General features: G+C 46.3%; 13 protein-coding genes. 11 read left to right on the top strand and 2 right to left on the bottom strand.

The genetic code is table 11. The features are described from left to right. Position 1: 1 nt before the first annotated feature. The 4 genes from CPZ25_RS11090 to htpG all read left to right on the top strand — a co-directional run bounded on the left by CPZ25_RS11090 (position 2) and on the right by htpG (position 8548). Positions 2 to 658 (top strand): transaldolase family protein, encoded by a 657-nt coding sequence (locus tag CPZ25_RS11090; RefSeq protein WP_096918588.1) that lies wholly within the window; start codon positions 2 to 4, stop codon positions 656 to 658. 163 nt (positions 659 to 821) lie between these two features. After that, positions 822 to 2126, top strand: a complete 1305-nt coding sequence (locus CPZ25_RS11085) for an ABC transporter substrate-binding protein (RefSeq protein WP_096918589.1) — start codon at positions 822 to 824, stop codon at positions 2124 to 2126. Positions 2127 to 2165: 39 nt separating this feature from the next. Continuing rightward, the gene (locus CPZ25_RS11080) at positions 2166 to 6350 is read left to right on the top strand and encodes a response regulator (RefSeq protein WP_096918590.1); all 4185 of its coding nucleotides are present in this window, start codon (positions 2166 to 2168) and stop codon (positions 6348 to 6350) included. A gap of 287 nt (positions 6351 to 6637) precedes the next feature. Beyond that, positions 6638 to 8548 carry a molecular chaperone HtpG gene (gene htpG / locus CPZ25_RS11075; RefSeq protein WP_096918591.1) on the top strand — a complete coding sequence of 637 codons (1911 nt, stop codon included), beginning with the start codon at positions 6638 to 6640 and terminating at the stop codon, positions 8546 to 8548. 87 nt (positions 8549 to 8635) lie between these two features. Here the strand turns inward: htpG and CPZ25_RS11070 are convergent, their stop codons facing one another. Continuing rightward, the gene (locus tag CPZ25_RS11070) at positions 8636 to 9316 is read right to left on the bottom strand and encodes a TetR/AcrR family transcriptional regulator (protein WP_058693305.1); all 681 of its coding nucleotides are present in this window, start codon (positions 9314 to 9316) and stop codon (positions 8636 to 8638) included. Positions 9317 to 9517: 201 nt separating this feature from the next. On the opposite strand from CPZ25_RS11070, the gene CPZ25_RS11065 reads away from it, so the two are divergent. The 6 genes from CPZ25_RS11065 to CPZ25_RS20460 are packed head-to-tail and all read left to right on the top strand — an operon-like array spanning position 9518 to position 14941. Then, positions 9518 to 10675 carry a uroporphyrinogen decarboxylase family protein gene (locus CPZ25_RS11065; RefSeq protein WP_058693306.1) on the top strand — a complete coding sequence of 386 codons (1158 nt, stop codon included), beginning with the start codon at positions 9518 to 9520 and terminating at the stop codon, positions 10673 to 10675. An 11-nt stretch (positions 10676 to 10686) separates the two neighbouring features. Then, complete coding sequence (locus CPZ25_RS20465) at positions 10687 to 10833, top strand: hypothetical protein (RefSeq protein WP_167495216.1); 147 nt, start codon at positions 10687 to 10689, stop codon at positions 10831 to 10833. Between the two features lie 46 nt (positions 10834 to 10879). Further along, on the top strand, positions 10880 to 12247 hold the full coding sequence (locus tag CPZ25_RS11060; RefSeq protein WP_058693307.1) for an MFS transporter: 1368 nt from the start codon (positions 10880 to 10882) through the stop codon (positions 12245 to 12247). A 47-nt stretch (positions 12248 to 12294) separates the two neighbouring features. Then, entirely contained in the window at positions 12295 to 13632 is a 1338-nt protein-coding gene (locus CPZ25_RS11055; protein WP_074618144.1) for an APC family permease, read from the top strand. A 1-nt stretch (position 13633) separates the two neighbouring features. After that, positions 13634 to 14785: a uroporphyrinogen decarboxylase family protein gene (locus CPZ25_RS11050; RefSeq protein ID WP_074618145.1), complete on the top strand. Its 1152-nt coding sequence runs from the start codon at positions 13634 to 13636 to the stop codon at positions 14783 to 14785. A 9-nt stretch (positions 14786 to 14794) separates the two neighbouring features. Continuing rightward, on the top strand, positions 14795 to 14941 hold the full coding sequence (locus CPZ25_RS20460) for a hypothetical protein (RefSeq protein ID WP_013382430.1): 147 nt from the start codon (positions 14795 to 14797) through the stop codon (positions 14939 to 14941). Positions 14942 to 14987: 46 nt separating this feature from the next. On the opposite strand, the gene CPZ25_RS11045 is transcribed toward CPZ25_RS20460, so the two are convergent. Continuing rightward, positions 14988 to 17645, bottom strand: a complete 2658-nt coding sequence (locus tag CPZ25_RS11045) for a cation-translocating P-type ATPase (RefSeq protein WP_096918592.1) — start codon at positions 17643 to 17645, stop codon at positions 14988 to 14990. Between the two features lie 704 nt (positions 17646 to 18349). On the opposite strand from CPZ25_RS11045, the gene rpoB reads away from it, so the two are divergent. After that, a complete protein-coding gene (rpoB, locus tag CPZ25_RS11040; RefSeq protein ID WP_058696323.1) occupies positions 18350 to 22033 on the top strand; it encodes a DNA-directed RNA polymerase subunit beta in 3684 nt (1227 codons plus the stop codon). Positions 22034 to 22101: the final 68 nt, after the last annotated feature.

The following is a 22101-nucleotide window of genomic DNA, read 5'->3' as shown; positions in this document are numbered from 1 at the left end:
AATGTTTTTAGATACAGCGAATATTGAGGAAATTAAAAAGGCCATGAGAACCGGCGTTTTTAAAGGCGTTACGACCAATCCAACCATTCTTCTTAACGAGCGGACCCCCAGAGCGGAAAAGGTGCGTGAAATCCTGGAGATGGGGGTGCGTTTTATCTATGTGCAGGCCATCGGTGAAACAGTGGAGGAGCGCCTGGAGGACTGCGAGACAATTCTGTCCCTCGACAACGCGGGGCGTGTCGGTCTTAAAATACCAATGGATATTGCAGGGCTGGAGGTGGTAAAGCAGATACGCGAAAAATACCCGGACTGCAGAATTCTGGGGACAGCCGTTTACTCTGCGGATCAGGGGATATTTGCCGCGCTGGCGGGCTGCGACAGTATTGCGCCTTACATTAACCGCATGTCCAACAACGATCTGGACCCCTACAAGGCGGTTTCCATTATCCGCGATTTTATTGATGAACACCAGTTAGACTGTGAGATTCTGGGCGCAAGCTTTAAGAATACCAACCAGGTCATACAGACCCTGGCCTGCGGCGCGCATTCTGTTACCATTCCTTATAATATCTTCGAAAAGATGATGAACAAGGAGCTGGCAGTTTCGGCCATCGAAACCTTTAACAGGCATGGAGAAATGCTGAAGGAAAAATATTAAGCCAATGCTGCGGCACCCTTAGGGTGCCGCTTTTTTATTTTTAATCACTTATTAGTGATAATGATTTTATCCTGTTGAATAATACCGGAAAAAGGGATATAATTTTATATGTAAATGATTAAATAATAAATAATATGTCGATCGGCATCAAATAGAGGGAAAAATGAAAAAGCATATTGGCCGGAGCGTCTGCCTTGTGGCGATAGCGGCGCTTCTTTTAACAGGCTGCGGGCAGAAAAAAGAAACCGTGTCGGTGACAGCCTTTGAAACGCCCCAATACGAATGGGGAACTGTATCGAACCGGACCATTACCATCTGGGGCGATGACACCGACCTTAAGCGGCCTTATCAAAAAAAGGCCTTTGAACGCTACCAGGAAATAACGGGGAATACCCTTGAGATAAGATATCTTTCGAAGCAGGAAATGTCAGAGGAGGTGCCGGCGGCTTTTCAATCCAATACTGCGCAAAAGCCGGATATACTGTTGAGCTATGGCGGAATTAATCTGGATAACCTGAAGCCAGAGGAAAATTTTTATGATTTCACCGGGGCACAATGGGTGGAGGACCTGACAGATACAGCCCTTAATCAGACCATTTACAATGGTAAAGTGATCGGTCTGCCTCATGGGGAGGCCTCTGTTTCCGGAATGCTGTACAATAAAAAGATTTTTAAGGCGTATGATCTGGAGATTCCCCGCACACAGGAGGAATTTATGCAGGTTTGTGCGGTTCTTTATGAAAAAGGCGTAACGCCTGTGTACCTTCCCAATGAAGGCAGCACCATGCTGCTCTGCCAGTTTCCAATGGACAGCTTTACCTCGAAATCTGAAATACTGGAAGGGCTCAATAACAATACCCTCTCTTATACAGATATACCGGAAATGAAAACAATCGTGCAGTGGTACCGCACCATTGCGCAGAAGGGATACTTTGGCGATAGCTACGCAGATAATAACTGGGAGGGAATGAGCAGTGCCATGTCCAGTGAGCGTTATGCCATGATGATCTGCTGGGATACCTGGCTTTATACCGATTTTGAAGGAGACGCCTCACAATTTGGCCTGATGCCGGCCTTTATCGGCGTTCCTGAGGAGGGATGCTTTGAAGGCCCAAACCAAATGCTGCTGCTTGCCAGTAAGAACAGTGTAAACCTCGATGCGGCGCTGGACCTTATCACTTTTATGGCCGATCCTTACAATTATAATATCGACTATGAGGGTATTTATACCGCTCCCATTTTCAAAAATCAGGTGGGGAGTATATCCACCCCTCAGTATGTGGAGGCAGACCGGCTGATCGAGCAGCATTTTTATGATTCCGTTACCTGGCTCAGACTAAAAGGCTTTTCCCAGGTCGACGCGGCTTATATACAACGATACATGCAGGAAACGGATTACACAGCCGACGCCTGCCTGAGGGATATGGACAACGCGCGTAAAAGCCGCGCAGCCGGGAATGAACCGTAGGATTATATTTTATCCCTATGGATATAAGGAGGGCATCCTTTGAAAAAAAGTAAGATGCTGATCAAAAATAAAAAGCAGGCAGTACTCATCAGTGTGATTTTTCTTTGTTTTTTTGCCGTGCTGGCAGGAATCGCGGCTGCTTATATCAGAAAATTTGACAATGCCCTTGAAGAAGAGAATAAAAGGCATCTCTCAGAGGTTGCTACTTACATCGGCACAAATATGACTACCGTAGTCAACGATACTCAGCAGGCACTGTCCTCTGCCGCCTCAGCGGTTGCCTCCATGGATTCGGAGAATGAACGGATCCGTTATCTGAAAGACCTTGCGGAACAGTATGGCTTTGCCTATACAGGCTATGCCGCTGCGGACGGCATGCTGCGGGCCACGGATTCAACTCAGAGCGGAAGTATCAATGATGAGCGTTATTTCAAGGAGGCGATGGCGGGACAGCCTGCCATTGGAGACCTGACCCGAAAAATTTTTACAGACCGTGCAGTCAGCGGCATTGTGCTCGCAGTGCCCCTGAGGGAAAAAGATGGCGGCAGCGGCGTGCTGGTGGCGATGATGGATATCAGAAACCTGGGGAAGGTTTTGAGCTTTGACAGTTTCGGCGGAGAAGGGTATGCCTATATCATTGATCAGAAAGGCGATACAGTGCTCCGGACCAAGAGCCTCGATTTTAACAATCTGTACAGGGCGCTGGAAAGTGTCAGCTTTAAAGAAGGCTACAGCTTGGAAAGCCTGAAAAATGATGTGGCGGCTCACAAGGAGGGAATGACCCTCTATTCCAATATGGGCGTGGAAAAATACGCTTATTATAAGCCCATTGGCTTTAACGGCTGGACTGTTGTCAATGTTGTCGCAAAAGATGTGGTGGTTGGAAAAACCGTGGCTTTGACCCGTGAGCTTATTGTCATCGCAGTAGCAATGCTGATTATTTTTATGGCTCTGGGACTTTTTGCTGTGTTTTCTTATACAGTATCCAGAAGCCGGAAAAGGGTAGCAGACGAAAAATCAGCTTTTTTGGCCAATGTCAGCCATGAACTGCGCACGCCAATGAACGCGGTGGTGGGAATCAGCGAGATCCTTTTGAGGGATGATCTGACCTCAAAGCAGCGCGATCAGGTACTGAGCATTATGAACTCGGGGAAAGGCCTCCTGACCATTATCAATGATATTCTGGATATCTCAAAAATGGATTCAGGGAAATTTACGGTTACAGAAGCCCCTTATGAGCTGGAATCCCTGCTTTATGATTTGACAGTAATCATCGCTGTACGGATAGGCGAAAAGCCTGTGGAATTCCTCACCGATGTTGATCCCATGATTCCGAAAGCGCTCATCGGGGATATGGGAAGAACCAAGCAGATTCTTCTGAACCTTGTCGGCAACGCCGTTAAATTTACAAATGAAGGTTATATCCGTCTCGGGATCAGCTTTGAGAAAGGCCAGAACGGACAGCTTTGCCTGCGGTTTGAAGTCCGGGATACAGGCATTGGCATTAAAGAAAAAGATATGGACAAGCTTTTTACAAGCTTTAATCAGATAGATACCCACAGAAACCGAAATGTTGAGGGAACCGGCCTTGGCCTCAGCATCGCCAAAAGCCTCTGTGAAATGATGGGCGGAGGAATTAAGGTGAAAAGCGAATATGGGAAAGGGTCTGTTTTTACCGCGACAGTCTGCCAGGGGATTTCTGACGAGACGCCGATGGTTGGAAAAGTGAACGGAAAGCTGAGGATACTGGTCTATGAAACATCAGAGCTTTTGCGGCGTTACGAGGGAGACTGCCTTGATAAACTGGGCGTACCTTATGACTTGTGTGACACGCGGGAAACCTTTGATATGTATATGGAAAAGAACCGTTACACACATATCCTTGCCAAACGAGCCGTTTTAAGAATGCTTGACACCGCCGAACAGATGGGAAACGCTGCTTTTATCACGCTGTTGAATCTGAATGAACATCCGCTGATGAATGACACAAGCGTCTATCTTCCTCTGTTCACAGGGCAGCTGGCAATGGTGCTTAATAAGAATGAAAAAATCAGCAGTCCGTCTAAACAGCCCGGAGCAGGCAATACCATGGTTCGTTCCATGCCTTTTGTCTCTGTACTGGTGGTGGATGACAATGAGCTGAACCTTCAGATCGCCGAGGGACTTATGGAGCCCTACGGCATGCAGATTGATTTTGCCGTTTCCGGTGTGGCGGCAGTGGCGGCAGTCCAGAAGCAGGACTACGATCTCGTGTTTATGGATCATATGATGCCTGAGATGGATGGAGTAGAGGCTTTGAAAACAATCAGGGCCCTGCCGGATGAAAAATATAAAAAATTGCCCATTATTGCACTGACCGCCAATGCCACGCGGGAGGCCCAGCAGTTTTATAAAAACGAAGGCTTTAACGGCTTTTTAGCAAAACCCATCGACATTCACAGGATGCATGACATCCTGAGAAAATGGCTGAAAGCGGCCAACGATACAAGGGCAGACGGACAGCAGAAAGAGACTGGTCCTGCAACGGAGAATATTCCCCAGTGGCTGCTGCGCTATAGAACCGAGGAGATCGATTTCCGGGATGGGATTACGCGGATCGGTTCAATTTCTGTTTACACCCAGATTTTAAGAACATTTTACCGTACCGTCCAGGACAAAACAGCCGATCTGCCAGAGTTAATCAAAAACGACATGCGGCGTTTTATCATCGAGGTACATGGTCTTAAGGGAGCCTGTGCGGCTGTTTCGGCTGCCGGTCTTGCTGCGCTGGCCGAAAAGATGGAGCAGCAGGGAAATGAGAAAGACCTGGCGAAAATCCGTACCACGCTGCCAGTTTTCACCGTACGTGTAAGCCGCGCGGTTAAAGAGATTGAAGGTTTTTTAAACCGGACTGAAATGGAAAATCAGCCCGAAAAACAAAATGATATTTACTTTGACAGCTGTGTGCTGAACCAGTTGGAAAAAGCCTTTAAAACCTATGATACAGAAATGCTGAAAGCTCTTTTTTCTGAAAAAACGCATTACCTTTGCGATGAAAAAAGCACGCTTCTTCTCAATGAGCTGCGTGACTGCTACGAGCGCTATGAGTTTGAGTGGGCCGCCGAGATACTGGATACCTACCGTGAAGGGGAAAGCCCCTGCGAACAGGAGCAGGTACAGGAAGAGAGAACGGACAGCAGAAAAAACATTGCTGTGGTCGATGATAACCCGGTTAATCTGGATCTGGCGGAGAGTGTGCTCCAGACGCATTACCGGCTTACAAAACTGATTTCGGGAGAACAGCTGCTGCGTTACCTTAAAATTGGCAGACCAGACATGATCCTGCTGGATATTCAAATGCCTGGAATCGATGGCTATGAAACCCTGAGGCAGATACGAAAACAGCCCGAATACCGGAGGATACCCGTCATTTTTCTGACCGGACAGAAAGATTCTGAAAGCGAACAGAAGGGATTTCTCTTAGGAGCAAAGGATTTTATCACCAAACCATTCGACCATGTCGCCATGCTGGCCAGAGTTGACGCACAGATAGAGCTGTATGGCTACCAGAACAATCTGGAGGAAATTGTCCGGAAAAAAACCAGCCGCATCGAGGATTTGCAAAAGATGATGAACCAGGGCTGGGCAGAGGCCATCGAGTCCAGAGATGGTACCACCGGCAGTCATGTGAAAAATACCACCCGGTATTTCAGGGCGCTGCTTGAAATTCTGGAAAAAACGCCGCAGTATAAGAAGGCTTTTCCGAAAGAAACCAGGGCAGATATGCTTCAGGCCTCCGCCATGCACGATATCGGCAAGATTGGAATCCGGGATGAGGTGCTAAAAAAACCGGGACCGCTTACACCGGAAGAATTTGACCATATGAAAACCCACAGCCAGATCGGCGGCGATATGGTACAGAAAATTATTGACAACACACACCCGGATGATTTCCTGAACTATGCCAGAGATATGGCGCTGTATCATCATGAGCGGTGGGACGGCAGCGGGTATCCCTGTGGCTTAAAGGGAAATGAGATTCCGCTTTATGTACAGGCGCTTTCCATCGCAGATGTTTTCGACGCCCTGACGGCTGTAAGGCCATATAAGCGGGCCTTCACAATGGAGGAAGCTCTGGAGATTATGTACCGCGACAGAGGAAAGTTCTTTGCGCCGGATATGTTTGATCTTTTCTATGACAATCAGGTAGTGATGCGCCGAGTGCTGGAAACCAAAATATCATAACAATCAGCCTTACCCGCCGGAAAGCAAGGGAAACTCCGGCGGGTTTTTGGTTTTAGATGCTCTGGAAAGGAAGATGCAGAGCATCCTTGTTAAGTTTTTATAAAGGTACTCGTAATAACTGAGACGTCACAAAAACGGGAGAAAGCTATGAGAACAAAAATTGTCATTAAGATTATTTAAATTTTTCCTCAAAAGATCTTGATTTTTTCATCAGAATGATCTATAGTATTGTTAGCACTCAGAGATAACGAGTGCTAACAATAACGAAATGAAAGTGAGTGGAGATTATGGCTAAAAAGCAATTCCAGGCAGAATCCAAACGCCTGCTGGATTTAATGATTCATTCGATTTATACAAACAAAGAGATTTTTTTAAGAGAGATCATCTCAAATGCAAGCGACGCCATTGACAAACGTTATTTTAAAAATATGTCGGAAGGCGGCAGCGGCCTCTCAAGAGAAGACTATGCGATCCACATTATTCCGGATAAGGAAGCAAAAACGCTGACCATTACCGATAACGGTATCGGGATGACCCAGGAAGAGCTGGAAGAAAACCTTGGCATTATCGCCAACAGCGGCTCTCTGGAATTTAAGTCTGAGCATGAGGCTCAGGAAGATATTGATATCATCGGCCAGTTTGGCGTCGGCTTTTATTCCGCCTTTATGGTCAGCAAAGACATCAAGGTCCGTACAAAGGCAGACGGCAGCGACGTGGCCTATGAATGGGAATCAGAAGGCGCGGAGGGCTATACCATTGAAGCCTGCGATAAAGATGAAGTCGGGACAGAAATCATCCTGACACTCATGGACGATACCGATGATGAAAAATACAGCCAGTATCTGGAAGAATATCGTCTCAGAGAGCTGATTAAGCGTTATTCCGATTATATCCGCTACCCCATTAAAATGGAAGTGGAAAAGAGTACCCTGGTAGAGACTTCCGAGGAAGAAAAAGCCAAAGAGGATTACGAACCACAGTACGATACCTACCTGGAGGAGGAGACCCTCAACAGCATGGTGCCTTTGTGGAAAAAGAATAAAAGCGAAGTTACCGATGAAGACTATAACAATTTCTACAAGGAAAAATATTATGATTATACCGATCCTGCAAAAGTCATCGCGACCCATGTAGAAGGCGTGTGCACCTATGACGCGTTGCTGTTTATCCCGTCGAACGTGCCCTATAATTACTTTTCAAAAGAGTTTAAAAAAGGTCTGCAGCTGTATTCCAGCGGTGTGCTGATCATGGATAAATGCGAGGATCTGCTTCCGGACTACTTTGGCTTTGTCAGAGGTCTGGTCGACTCACAGGACCTTTCTTTAAACATCTCAAGAGAAATGCTTCAGCAGGACCGCCAGGTCATGGCCATCGCCCAGCGTATTGAAAAGAAAATTACCTCTGAGCTTATGGACATGCAGAAAAAAGACCGTGAAAAATACGACGAATTCTATAAAAACTTTGGTCTGCCGCTCAAGTTTGGTATGTATGAAAACTATGGGATGAATGCTGATAAGCTTAAGGATCTGGTGATGTTCTACAGCTCCAGTGAAAAGAAAACCGTCACCTTTGCAGAATATGTCGGCAGAATGAAGGAAGATCAGAAATATATTTACTATGCCTGCGGTGATTCCATTGAAAAGATTGGGAAAATGCCGCAGATTGAGCTGCTCTTAGATCAGGGCTACGAAGTGCTTTACTGCACCGACGACGTGGATGAATTTGCGCTTAAGAGCCTCATGAAGTATGATGACAAAGAATTCCGCTCCGCTTCCGATGATGATCTGGGTATCGAACAGTCCGAAGAAGCCAAAAAAGAATCTGAAGCCAAAAATGAAGAGAATAAAGATTTAATGACCGCCATCAAGGGCGCTCTGGACGGCAAGGTAAATGCGGTTAAGCTGTCCACAAGACTGAAAAGCCACCCAGTGTGCTTCTCGACAGAGGGAATATCCTTAGAAATGGAAAAAGTTCTAAACGCACAGCCCATGGGCGGCGACGTCAAAGCCGATAAGGTTCTCGAAATCAATGGAAACCATCCAGTGTTTGACGCCATGAAAAAAGCATATGAAGATAAAAATAACGATAAGCTGAAAAAATATGCCAACCTGCTTTACGATCAGGCCATGCTCATTGAGGGAATGAACATTGAAGATCCAGTAGAATTTGCGCGCTCTATTTGTGAGCTGATGGTGTAATATAGACCATATAAAGCCTTAATCATTTAAAAGCCCCATTCTTGTGAAGAATGGGGCTTTTGTATTTTCTTGATATTTGATACGGGTTTATGGCGTTTCATCAAGAGAATGAAAGTCATCTTCAAAATGAATGTTGTCAAGATCAATATAGCGCATAAGCTTATTACAGTGTTTTATATTCTTATCAATGATCTCAGGGGTAACACCAGCTAGCCGGACAGAAATAGTTGATAAAAAGTCCGTGAAATCTATGGAAATTTCCTTGTTTGGAGAATTATAGATATCCTGATAAAGTGCTTTTCGGGCGCCATACTCAGCAATGGTCAGCTTCCTAAACATTTTTGGCTCTATATCAAGATCAAATTCCAGGATAATGGCAGACATGGAGCTTCGAATATAATCGTGGCTAACATCCAGGTAAAGCTCTTTGTCACGGAGTATGCTATATAGCTCTAAAGCAGCAGGGGTCTCAAAAATTTTGATGAAAAAAATACGATTAAATAATATGTGCATTTGAAACTGGTTCTCAATCATAGAGCCGAGCTTTTTATTTAAAAAAAGACGAATATAAAGAATGAAGTCGTGAAATATCTGTCCTACAATTTCTTCTTTTTTGAAATAATAATTCACTAAACCAACCGAAACACCTGCTTTTTCAGCAATTAATGCAATGGTTGTTTTACGGTATCCCAGTTCCAATAAAAGCGATTTTGCTGTATATAAAATGTTTTCTCTTTGTCCGTCATCTGTATTTCTGTATTTATCCATTGGCCATTCCTTTAAAAAACTTTTTGAGTATTTATTATACTATATTATTTTTAAATTTACACGTAAAATTTAGCATTAACCAATAGTAAAAATAGTAAAATAATAAAATAAACAAAAAAACATTGACAAGAAAACGAATTCATTATATTATACTGAATATAGAATTGAATATTCAGTTTAAAATTCAGTCAGGAGGGGTACATGGTGAATAAAAACGTGGATCAGTTGTATGAAGAAAGAGAAAAGAGGTATATTCAGGCCGTCGATTTAGAACAGCCGGACAGGGTTCCTCATGAAACGCGGTTTGGCGAATATTGGGCGATTGACTATGCTGGTTATCCTATCAAGGGAAGTGCGGTAGATCCAAAGATAATGGGAGAGGCAATGGAGAAAATTGCGCAGGATTTTGCGACAGACACATGCCCGTCATTGTTTTCAAGAAATCCGTTGTTTTACAAATCGTTGAAATCAATTAATTTTACTGAAAGTAAAACTGGAATTATGCAGCATCCAGAAGTCAGCTGTATGGATCGTTCGGAGTATGATGATTTTATAAAAAACCCATTTGGATTTATTGTGGATAAGGTTTTGCCGAGAGTCTACAAAGCTTTGGATTCAGAGGGGGCTGGTTATGGGATGTCGCTTGTCCGCGCGATGAATATACAGACCGATATGACAACCCCGATTTTGATGGAAGCGGGACGTGTCAGCAAAAAATATGGTCTTCCCTTGACAGGAGCAGGGCTGGTTGAAGCGCCGATGGATTATATTTCGGATATGATTCGCGGGTTTTCAGAAATTACGATGGATATTCGGAGGTGCCCGGAAAAAGTTGCGGCAGCAGCCGAAGCCGTATTACCGCTGATGGACCGGTTAGCAGCCCAGCTGCCTGCGGTAAAAGGGAAGCTTATCAGCATTCCACTTCATATGCCTGTTTTTATGCGGGAAAAAGATTTTGCAAAGCTTTGGTGGCCGACTTTTAAAGAAATGGTAGAGCGCATGGCGGCAAGAGGCCAGTATATGCGTATTTATTTTGAAGGTGACTGGACGCGTTATTATGACTATCTTCAGGATCTTCCAAAGGGGCATATTCTTGGAGCCTTTGAATATATGGACCCGCAGCTGGCTAAAGACAAGCTGGGTAAGACCATGTGTATTACAGCCGGTTATGATGTGTCATTGCTTCAGTATGGTACAAAAGAAAAAGTCATTGATGAAGCCAAAAAATTAATGGATGTTCTGGCGCCGGGCGGAGGTTATATATTTACTGTTGCTAAAGGGATTACCTATCCAAATGACGGAACACCAGAAAATGTAAGGGCGCTGTATGAATTTGTAGAATCCTACGGAAAATATTAGGAGGGAAGGCAATGGACGAAAATACAAAATATCTGGTAACCTGGAAAGAGTATTGTGAACAAAATGAAATAGACTATGAGGAAAACAGCTATCTTGAGCCTTACTGGCAGGTATCCCAGGAGAAACTGTTTGGGTTTATCATCAAACTGTTAATATGAACAAACGGATTTTATACGCTATGATAGGCAAGATGAGGAGATCGAGATGAAAAAATTAAGTAATTATATAAAATTTTCATATGGCTTTGCAGATTTATGTTTTATTTTTATGGTTACATTTTCAAATACCTATTATCTGGTTTTTTTTACAGAGGTATTGAAAATCTCTCCAGTTCAGGCGGGGGTTATCATGACCTTTGGCCGTATTTTGGACACGATCAGTGTTCCGATACTTGGACCGATTATTGAGAAAAGCAATTTTAAATGGGGACGCTACCGTTCATGGATACTCATTGGTTCGTTCTTTATACTTCTTTTCAACACAATTATGTGTGCAAACCTGACAGGACTGCCAGAGGGCGTCTATATTGTGCTCTATACAATTTTTTATGCGGCATTCTGTATCGCCACAAATGTTTCATACATTGGATACACATCCTTAAATTCCACACTGACGGTTGATGCGGCGGAGCGTGTGCAGCTCTCCACATTCCGTGGACAGGGAAACTCTATTGGCAAAATTCTGGCTGGCTGGTGTTTACTGCCTTTAATCTATCTGGTTGCCGGCGCTCAGGAAATGACGGTACAGGGATTTTTTATCACGGCTTTGCTATTAGGGCTTATGACCGTTTTAGGTTATGGAAACCTTTTTGCAGCCACAAAAGACTACAAGGATTCAGGCGTTGCAGTCAAGGGTGGTAAGGCCGAAAAAGTTACAGTTGCACAGATGTTTAAACAGGTGGTAACAAACCGTCCGCTTTTGGCCATTTTAGTCGCAGATGTGTGCAGAGTATTAACGACCCTGTTGATTGTTGCAATGTTCCCTTATTTTTATATCTATGTTGTCAAAAATCCGGATATCATTCCAACATTTTTCGGCTTAACCAGTATTCTCATGCTTATTGGGTCAACGCTTGTACCGTTTATCACCAAAAAGCTGACTAAAAAACAAACCTATATTTTAGGAATGGTCTGGATTTGTGCAGCGTTGGTGCTCATGTTCTTTAACGCCAGCAATGCGACGCTTGTTTTGATTATTGCCTGTATTGGTTACGTGGGAGTCGCATTCCCGAACGTTGTCAATACAGCCATGTACGCAGATATCACTGATTACAGTGAATGGAAGACAGGCTACAATGCCAGAGCGGTTATATTCAGTGTTTACCAGCTTTCCATAAAAATTGCGGCGGTATTCTCAACGAGCGTAGCAGCCTTTGGTCTTGGGCTTATCGGACTTCAAAGCGGGGTTGAGCCAACGCCGGAAGTAATAGAGGGTATAAAATCGTTGGCGATGTTTTTCCCGGCAGGCGTCAGCCTTGTCGCTGTGATTGCGATGCTGTTTTATAATGTCAATGAAAGAAAACTACCGGAATTGCGCGCTGAAATCGCGGAAAGAAAGGTAGCTGACAATTAAAAATTGGGGCAGCGAGTCAATAGACTTATCTGCCGGGAGGTTACCAGATGAAAAAAGACAACAGGCTTTCTTTTTTCGAAACACTTACGATGGCAACCGGCTTTACAATAGGATCAGGAATTATTACGCTGACAGGTATCGGCATTGGAATGACTGGCAGGAGCGTTTTTGTGGCATTTGCACTGTGTGCTGTCCTGTTTCTGATCTCTTTTCGGCCTCTCTTTATTATGAGCAGCGTTCTTCCCAGAATGAGCGCTGCGTACAGCTACTCTAAAGAGCTGATTACAAAAGAGGCAGGTGGCTTATATGTATATATCTACTTTTTTGGACGGATCACGATTGCAATTTTTGGCATATCCATTGCGCAGTATCTGGCAAGCCTGATCCCAGCGCTTAACAATCCAGTGGGAATGAAGGTGGTGGCGGCAGGTGTTTTAACGTTGTTTTATATCATCAATCTTTTTGGCATAAAAAATGCAGCGATTGTGCAGAATATTCTCTTTGTCATTTTGGTATTCAGTCTGCTCTCCTTTGTTATTTTTGGCATTGGAAAGGTGGAACCTGACTTTTTTGAACAAAGAGCATTCTTCGTAAATGGATTCAGCGGGTTTTACTCTGCGGTTTCGCTTCTGTTTTTCGCTGTTGGTGGTGCATATATCATCACAGATTTTGCACCGAAGATCAAAAATCCTGAAAAGGTGACAACAAAGGTTATCTATATCGTGACCATTGGTGTGACGATACTGTATATGTTTATCGGCATTGTGGCAAGCGGCGTGATTCCGCAGGCCGAAGCGGCATACCAATCTTTGGTTGTCACGGCGCGCATTGTATATCCCAATAATCTGTTTTTTAGTATTTTTATTATTGGTGGAGCGCTGGGAGCGTTGATCACTACTTTAAATTCAAGCTTTGTGTGGTATTCGAGCTCTTTGATTCAGGCCTGCAAGGATGGATGGCTGCCAAAGGCCTGGGGAAAAACAAACAAATACGAGGTTCCCTATATTCTGACGACCATTTTCTATATTCTGGGGCTCGTCCCTGCGCTTTTAGGGATGGATTTAACGGTGGTTTCTAAAATTGCGGTTGGTATGACGATTTTGTCGATATTGATCCCGATGGCAGGGATTTTGAAATTACCGGAGAAATATCCAGAAGAATGGAAGCAAAGCGTTTATTCGAAACGTTATCCAAAATGGCGACTCAGGACGATGGTGGTCATCACATACCTTATTATGTCCACCCAGGTGTATGCTCTGTTAGCCGGGAATCCGGCAACGGCAAATGTCATAATACTGCTTTATATTTTAGGAACAGGCTTATATTTATTTTTTAAATCAAAATACAAGACATTAAAAACAGAAGGCGAAGGAGAAAAAGACTAGTATGGAAATAAACAAAAACACAGTTGAAAGAAATCAGCTTTATACCGATGTGCGTTCCGGAAAAATTCCCAAGCGTGTGCCCATTAATCTGAACATGGACGCAGCCGCTGCCCTGGAGTATGCAGGCTACAATCTGAATATTCACCAGTTTGATATTAATTATCTGATAAAGGCCATGGAACGTGTCGCAGAAGATTTTGAAAGTGATAACCTTGGTGTCACGACAGTACGGTTTCCGCATTTTTATAAGCTTCTGGGCGCAAGGCATTTTCAGATGGGGAGCGATGGCTTTTTGCAGCATCCGGAAATTTCTGTAATGGAGCCTGGGGAATATGATGCATTGATCGAAGCGCCTTACGAATTCCTATGGGATAAGATCATTCCAAGGCTGTATAAAGAGCTCGATAAGCCATGGCCGGAATCCGCTATGTCTTTGGCAAAAGGTTTTTCAAGCTTTTATGGGACAATGGGAAAAATTGGGGCCGCTAAAAATGAAATCTGTCTGAAATATGGAAAATCGAATCTTGGCGGCGCTTTTGCACAAACAGATGCGCCTATGGATTTTATTGCAGATCTGCTCCGATCTTTTACGGGCATGTCCATGGATATTCGAAGAAATCCGGAAAAAGTTGAAGCAGCCTGTGAAGCGATCCTCCCATTGATGGTCAAGACAGGGGCAAAGGGGACGCCTGAGGTACGCGGCGCTTGTATGATTCCACTTCATATGGCAACCTATATTAAAAAGAAGGATTTTGAACGTTTTTATTGGCCAACGTTTAAAAAGCTGGTCGAGGAACTGGTTAAAACAAATACAGCTGTTTCGATTTTTATGGAAAATGATTTTACACGCTACCTTGACTATATGCAGGAGCTTCCACAAGGATGTCAGCTGATGGCGGAGTTTGGTGATCCAAAGCTTTTCAAGGAAAAACTTGGTTCAAAATTTATTCTTACAGGTTTTTATCCTCTGTCGTTGCTTAAAGCAGGTACACTGCAGCAGGTGAAAGATAAAGCGAAGGAAATAATTGATGTGCTGGCGCCAGGCGGAAATTATATTTTCAGTTTAGACAAATCACTGCTTCGGGCAAACGACGCGGATATAAATCTGTATAAAGAGTTATTGAATTTTGTTAAGGAATATGGCGTCTATTAAGGAGAAAAAATGAATATTAATTCCGAATATTATAATGATTATGAAGCGAATATTGAAAAGTATGAGATTCCAAAGGAGGCAATTCCATATGCCATTGAGGCCTTTCAGGGAAATGAAGAGATGATCTTCAGCTTTGCAATGTTTTTACTGATGTAGCAAAAAAGCCCGGTTTTTCTTTTGAAAAACCGGGCTTTTTAAATGCTTAATCATCCGACAGGCTGGGTTTGCCAGTCACGGCACTGGCATGCTGCCGGCCTGTGACCATTTTAGTAATCTGGATGATCAGGGTAGGCAGAAATGCCAGCAGGCATATCTGGCCGATCTGTCCAAGGGTTAGCGGCGCCACGAGGAACAGGGTGTTGAGACCCGGTATAAACAGTACCGCCGCCAGAAGTAAAACACCGCCAAAGAAGGCCATGAGTGAGTATTTGTTTGTTCCGAATTTCAGCCGGAAAATGGATTCGTCACCCCGGCAGTTAAAGCCATGGAACAGGCGGGCAAGGGTCAGGGTGGCGAAGGCCATGGTGCTGGCCAGCATGGCGCTGCCGGACTGGTGGCCAAGGTAAAAGGCGGCCATGGTGGCAACGGCAATCAGCAGTCCCTGAGAGACAATGCGTTTGAGCAGGCTGCCGTTTAAAATCGGTTCTTTTGGATTGCGGGGCGGCTGGTTCAAAAGTCCGCGGCGCGAAGGCTCCATACCAATGGCAATGGCGGGCAGGCTGTCAGTCAGCAGGTTGATGAACAGCAGGTGTACCGGCGCAAAGGGGACGGGCAGCGCCATCAGAGAGGCGTAGAGCACACAGAGGATACCTGCGGTGTTGCCGGAGAGCAGAAACTGAATGGCGTTTTTAATATTGGCGTAGATATTACGCCCGTTGATAACGGCTTTGACGATGGTGGCAAAATTATCGTCAGTCAGAATCATGGACGCTGCGTCTTTGCTGACCTCGGTGCCGGTAATGCCCATAGCCACGCCGATATCGGCTTTCTTAAGGGCTGGAGCGTCGTTGACGCCGTCGCCAGTCATGGAGACAATGCGTCCCTGACGCTGCCAGGCGTCGACAATCCGGATTTTATGCTCGGGTGATACACGGGCGTAGACAGAAATACGCGGAAGCTTTTCATCAAGCTCGGCGTCGGTCATGGCGTCCAGCTCAACGCCTTCCACAGCAATGTCGCCATCCTCAAAGATGCCGACCTGTCTTGCGATGGCGGTCGCGGTGATTTTGTGGTCGCCAGTGATCATGACCGTGCGGATGCCGCCCCGTTTGGCGTCAGCCACAGCCTGGACAGACTCTGGACGCGGCGGGTCAATCATGGAGATCAGGCCTACAAAGACAAAATCATTTTCATCATCAATGGACAGATCCCGGACTTCGGGCAGTTCACGGTAGGCAAAGGCCAGAACGCGGAGCCCTTCCTCGGACAGGGAACGGTTGGTGTTGATGATCTCGCTGCGCTTTTCGTCGGTCATGGGCACAATGCCGCCTTTGGTGTAAATCCAGTTGGAGCGTTCGAGCATGACGTCGAGGGCGCCCTTTGTCAGCAGGGTCGGTACCTTCTCAAGCTCGTGAAGGGTACTCATGAGCTTGCGGTCAGAGTCAAAGGGCAGCTCACGCAGCCGGGGATGCTGGCTGCGGTAAGTGGATTCTTCAATGCCGAAGGAGTCGCCAATCTGTACCAGAGCCACCTCGGTGGGGTCTCCGATGGAGGTGCCGGCGTCTTCGTCGGTTGTGGCATCGCTGGCCAGCAGGGCGATTTTTAAGAGCAGGCGCTGCGCGTCGTTGGTGAGGTCATAATCCTCACAGGAGGTGAGACTGCCGTCGGCATAGATCTTCTGGGGGCACATGCGGTTCTGGGTCAGTGTTCCAGTTTTATCGGAACAGATAACGGAAACCGCGCCAAGGCTTTCAACGGCCTTGAGGTCTTTGATGACTGCGTTCTGCCTGGCCATTTTTTGTGTGCCCATGGCCAGCACAATGGTTACGATGGAGCTGAGCGCCTCGGGAATGGCGGCTACAGCCAGGGCAACCGCGAACATCAGGGAATCCAGAACGGGCATATGACTGCGAAAAACCGAGAGCATGAAAACCACCACACAGACCGCCAGAATGATGACCGCCAGTTTTTTGCTGAAATTGTCCAGGCTGGTCTGAAGCGGCGTTTTCCGCTGCTGTGTCTGGTTCATGAGAGAGGCGATTTTACCAAGCTCTGTACCCATACCGGTGGAGGTGACCGCAACGGTTGCCCGTCCGTACGTTACAAGAGAACCGGAGAAAACCATATTGACCTGGTCGCCGAGGGCCACCTTTTCGGATAAAATGGTATCGGCGGTTTTGTCAACACTTTCGGATTCGCCGGTCAGCGAGCTCTCGTTAACCTTGAGTGAAAAATTTTCCAGAATCCGTCCGTCAGCGACGACCAGATCACCGGCTTCCAGTAAGAGAATATCGCCGGGCACAACCTCCTGGGAGGGGATCTCAAGGCGCGCGCCGTTCCGGATCACCCGGGCAACCGGTGAGGACATGGCCTTAAGACTCTCAAGGGATTTTTCAGCTTTGACATACTGAACAGTGCCGAGTACGGCGTTTAAAAGTAAAACGGCAAAAATAACAATGGTGCTTTCGCTTTCACCCGAAAGCAGGGAAATAATGGCGGCAATGGTAAGAATCACCACCAGCAGATCTTTGAACTGCTCCAGAAAAACCACAGCGATGCTTTTTTTCTTACCCTCAGAAAGCTTGTTTGGGCCAAAGGTTTTGGTCCGGCTTTCAGCCTCAGCGGTGCTGAGGCCCAAGGGCGAGGTATGCAGCTCGTCCAGTGTTTCCTGCGCAGAACGGTTAAAAAAGGTTTCTGACATCATCGATACTCCTTTGTCAAGATTGTATACACCGGAAGCACCAAAAAAAGACTTCCGGCAGCCCTTTTGCCAGGCTGTCGAAAAGTCTCGTTACCAAAAAAGATAGGCGCACACCGCCAGGTCAGAAAACCGTGGTGTTGACGGCGCGTCTTAAACTACTCCCTTTTCAACTGTTAGTGCATTATAGCAGTTTTTGCGGCGGCGCGTCAATGGGTGAATGTTAAATTTGTGTTAAATTTAAGGTCGCTGTCCCCAAAAGACATAACAGTGTCTTTTTAAAAAAGGCTTAAGGTAATTTCAGGCTTGCATAGCCAATAAAAAAAGCCTTGACGGCCAAAATTTATTGTGATAAGATATTAAATTGCATTAGAAGATAAAATTGTGCTATTTATGTGACCGACAGACGTCAATAAATAGGAACAAAATTAAAATAGACTTATGGATGGGGCGTGGGTTTGCTGATCAAAGGCAGGCCAAATGCTTGATGAATGGAATTCTTAAGCAGGCTGCGCTTTTTCAGACTGATCAAAGGTTTGAAATTCGTCTCGGTCCATTTTTATTTTTTCGCGACAATTCCCGAAATTGGGGAGAATTACCACTCTATAAATAGTACCACAATTTTGCGACAAAGAAAAGAGCATACACTTAAAAAAGTGTATTTTGAAAATGCCGAAATAATTTGCAAGGGGTGATAATGGATGGTTATGGTGCATCCTGTACAATACGGATTAAGAACCAGACAGAGCTTCTCAAAGATTAAAGAAGTCCTTGAGATGCCGAACTTATTAGAAGTACAGCTCGATTCCTACAAATGGTTTATTGAAAAGGGCCTCCAGGAAGTGTTTGACGACATCCACGAAATTACAGACTACACCGGTAATCTGGTGCTGCAGTTCGTGGACTACGCCATTGAGGGAGAACCAAAGTACAGCATTGAGGAATGTAAGGAACGGGATCAGACTTATTATGTGCCTTTAAAGGTGCGTGTCCGTTTAATCAACAAAGAAAAGAATGAAGTAAAAGAACAGAAAGTTTATATGGCCGACCTGCACAAAATGACCGATACCGGGACTTTTATTGTCAACGGTGCGGAGCGTGTTATCGTCAGCCAGCTGGTACGTTCTCCGGGTGCTTACTACACCCTGACCCGTGATAAGCTTGGTAAAAAGCTCTATTCTGCACAGGTTATCCCGAACCGCGGGGCCTGGCTGGAATACGAATCCGATTCCAACGATATCATGTACGTCAAGATTGACCGTACCCGTAAGCTTCCGATTACTGCGCTGCTGCGCGCTTTTGGTCTTGGCAGCAACGAGGAAATTCTCGAGGTTTTCGGGGATGACTACCGTCTGCTGGAAACCATCAAAAAAGATGAAACAGCAGGCATGAAGGACGAACGCGACGGTCTTCTGGAAATTTATAAGAGACTGCGTCCAGGCGAGCCGCCAACAGTGGAAAGCGCTCAGTCGCTGCTGAACTCCATGTTCTTTGACGACCGCCGCTACGATTTAGCCCGTGTCGGCCGTTATAAATACAATAAGAAATTATCTCTGGCTACCCGTATTACCGGGCAGGTTGCCGCTGAGGACGTCATCGATCCTGAAACCGGCGAAGTCCTGGCAGAGGAAGGCCAGATCTTTAAAAAGGACGTTGCATGGCAGATCCAGAATGCCGGGATCAATGTGGTCAATGTCAAGGTCCTGCATCAGGGCGAAGATAAAATCGTCCGCGTCATCGGTAATGGCTTCGTTGATATTCATACCCAGGACATCCCCTTTGATATCAGCGATTTAGAAATTAAGGAACTGGTTTGCCGTGAAGCACTCATGCAGATCCTTGACAATGAAGAAATGACCGATGAAGAAAAGCACGATGAAATTAAAAACCATATGGAACGTCTGGTGCCGAAGCATATTCTTCAGTCTGACCTTTTCGCGACGGTTTCTTATTTTATCGGTATCGACTATGGCATCGGGAATACCGACGATATTGACCACTTAGGCAATCGTCGTCTCCGTTCCGTTGGCGAGCTGCTGCAGAACCAGTTCCGTATCGGCCTTTCCCGTATGGAAAGAGTTGTCCGTGAAAGAATGTCTGTTCAGGATGATGAAATCCTGACGCCGCAGGGGTTAATCAACACCCGTCCGGTAAACGCAGCGCTGAAGGAATTCTTCGGGAGCTCCCAGCTGTCACAGTTTATGGACCAGAACAACCCGCTGTCTGAGCTGACACATAAGCGTCGTCTGTCGGCCCTTGGACCTGGCGGCCTCTCCCGTGAGCGCGCCGGCTTCGAAGTCCGTGACGTTCACCACAGCCACTATGGCCGTATGTGTCCGATTGAAACGCCTGAAGGCCCGAACATCGGCCTCATCGGTTCTCTGGCGACCTTTGCCCGTGTCAATGAGTATGGCTTTATCGAATCCCCTTACCGTAAGGTTATCGACGGGGTGGTTACTGACGAGATTCACTATCTCTCAGCCGATGAAGAAGGCCAGTACGCCATCGCCCAGGCCAATGAGCCGCTGGATGAAAACAACCGTTTTGTCAATGAACAGATTACTGGTCGTGCAGGCTCAAGCCGTGACTTTGTCACCGTTGCGCCAGACCGCGTCGATTTTATGGATATTTCGCCAAAACAGGTTGTATCTGTGGCGACTGCCCTCATTCCTTTCCTTGAAAATGATGATGCCAACCGTGCCCTCATGGGCGCCAACATGCAGCGTCAGGCTGTGCCGCTGCTCATTCCAAAGGCGCCGGTTGTCGGGACAGGGATGGAACACAAGGCCGCCAAGGACTCCGGTGTCTGCGCCATCGCAGGGGAAGCCGGAACCGTCGAGTTTGTGGACGCTGATCATATAAGAATCCGCAGAGACAGCGACGGCAGCCTTGAAAAACATAAATTACTAAAATTCAAACGCTCCAACCAGGGAACCTGTGTGAATCAGAAGCCGCTGGTGGTAAAGGGACAGCGTGTAAAAGCGGGCGAGATCATCGCCGACGGTCCTTCCACAGAAATGGGCGAGCTGGCCCTTGGCCGCAACGCCCTGATCGGGTTCATGACCTGGGAAGGCTACAACTACGAGGATGCTGTTCTCATCAATGAAAATATGCTGAAAACGGACAAGTACACATCCATCCATATTGAAGAGTTTGAATGTGAAGCCCGTGAGACCAAGCTCGGACCAGAGGAAATCACCCGTGATATTCCGAATGTCGGGGAAGACGCTCTGCGCAACCTTGACGAACGCGGAATTGTCTTTGTGGGCGCCGAGGTGAAATCCGAGGATATTTTAGTCGGTAAGGTCACACCGAAAGGTGAAACCGACCTTTCCGCAGAAGAAAAGCTCCTGCGCGCCATCTTTGGTGAAAAGGCCCGTGAAATCCGTGATACCTCGTTAAAGGTGCCGCACGGTGAAGCTGGTATTGTCGTTGACGTGAAGGTATTCTCAAGAGCCAACAAGGACGAGGACTTAAAACCAGGCGTCAACACCATGGTGCGTGTTTATATCGCGACCAAGCGTAAAATCTCCGTTGGGGATAAAATGGCCGGCCGTCATGGGAACAAGGGGGTTGTCTCCCGCGTTCTTCCTCAGGAAGACATGCCGTTCCTGCCGGACGGTACTCCGCTGGATATCGTGCTGAACCCACTTGGCGTACCTTCCCGTATGAACATCGGACAGGTATTGGAAGTTCATCTGGGAATGGCGGTGAAGGCTCTTGGCTGGCACATTGCCACACCAGTATTTGACCCGGCCAACGAAGAAGACATTGAAGAGCTTCTGGAAAAGGCGAATCTGCCGAGTGATGGTAAGATCAAGCTGTATGACGGCCGTACCGGCGAACCCTTCGATAATCCGGTAACCGTTGGTTATATGTATTACTTAAAACTCCATCACCTTGTTGATGATAAAATGCACGCCCGTTCCACAGGACCTTACTCCTTAGTTACCCAGCAGCCGCTGGGTGGTAAAGCCCAGTTCGGTGGACAGCGTTTTGGAGAAATGGAAGTTTGGGCGCTTGAAGCCTACGGTGCAGCCCATACCCTCCAGGAAATCCTGACCATTAAATCCGATGACGTCGTCGGCCGTGTTGCCGCATACGAAGCCATCGTCAAAGGTGAAAACATTCCGAAGCCGGGTATTCCGGAATCCTTCAAGGTACTTATGAAGGAATTCCAGAGCTTGGCACTGGATGTTCAGATCCTCAATGATGACGAAGTCGTCGAAATTCTGGACGGTGACTTTACAGACGATCCAGTTGAAGAACTGGCCAACGAAATCGGCGGTGAACCCGATGCAAATATCGCGACCGAGGATGATTACGCGGGCGCAGATATGATCTCCATCGTCGACGCCGAAGATATCGACAATCCGGATTCATTAGTGTAACGGCTGCGTCGTTCCATTGAATTGAAAATTGACAAGTTTTATTATCCATTTATATACGAAGGGAGCAA

Origin of the sequence: Eubacterium maltosivorans, from assembly GCF_002441855.2 — a bacterium.
Classification (GTDB): Bacteria; Bacillota; Clostridia; order Eubacteriales; family Eubacteriaceae; genus Eubacterium; species Eubacterium maltosivorans.
The sequence above is the reverse complement of the archived record's forward strand: the minus strand, read 5'-3'. Positions and strand labels throughout refer to the sequence as shown.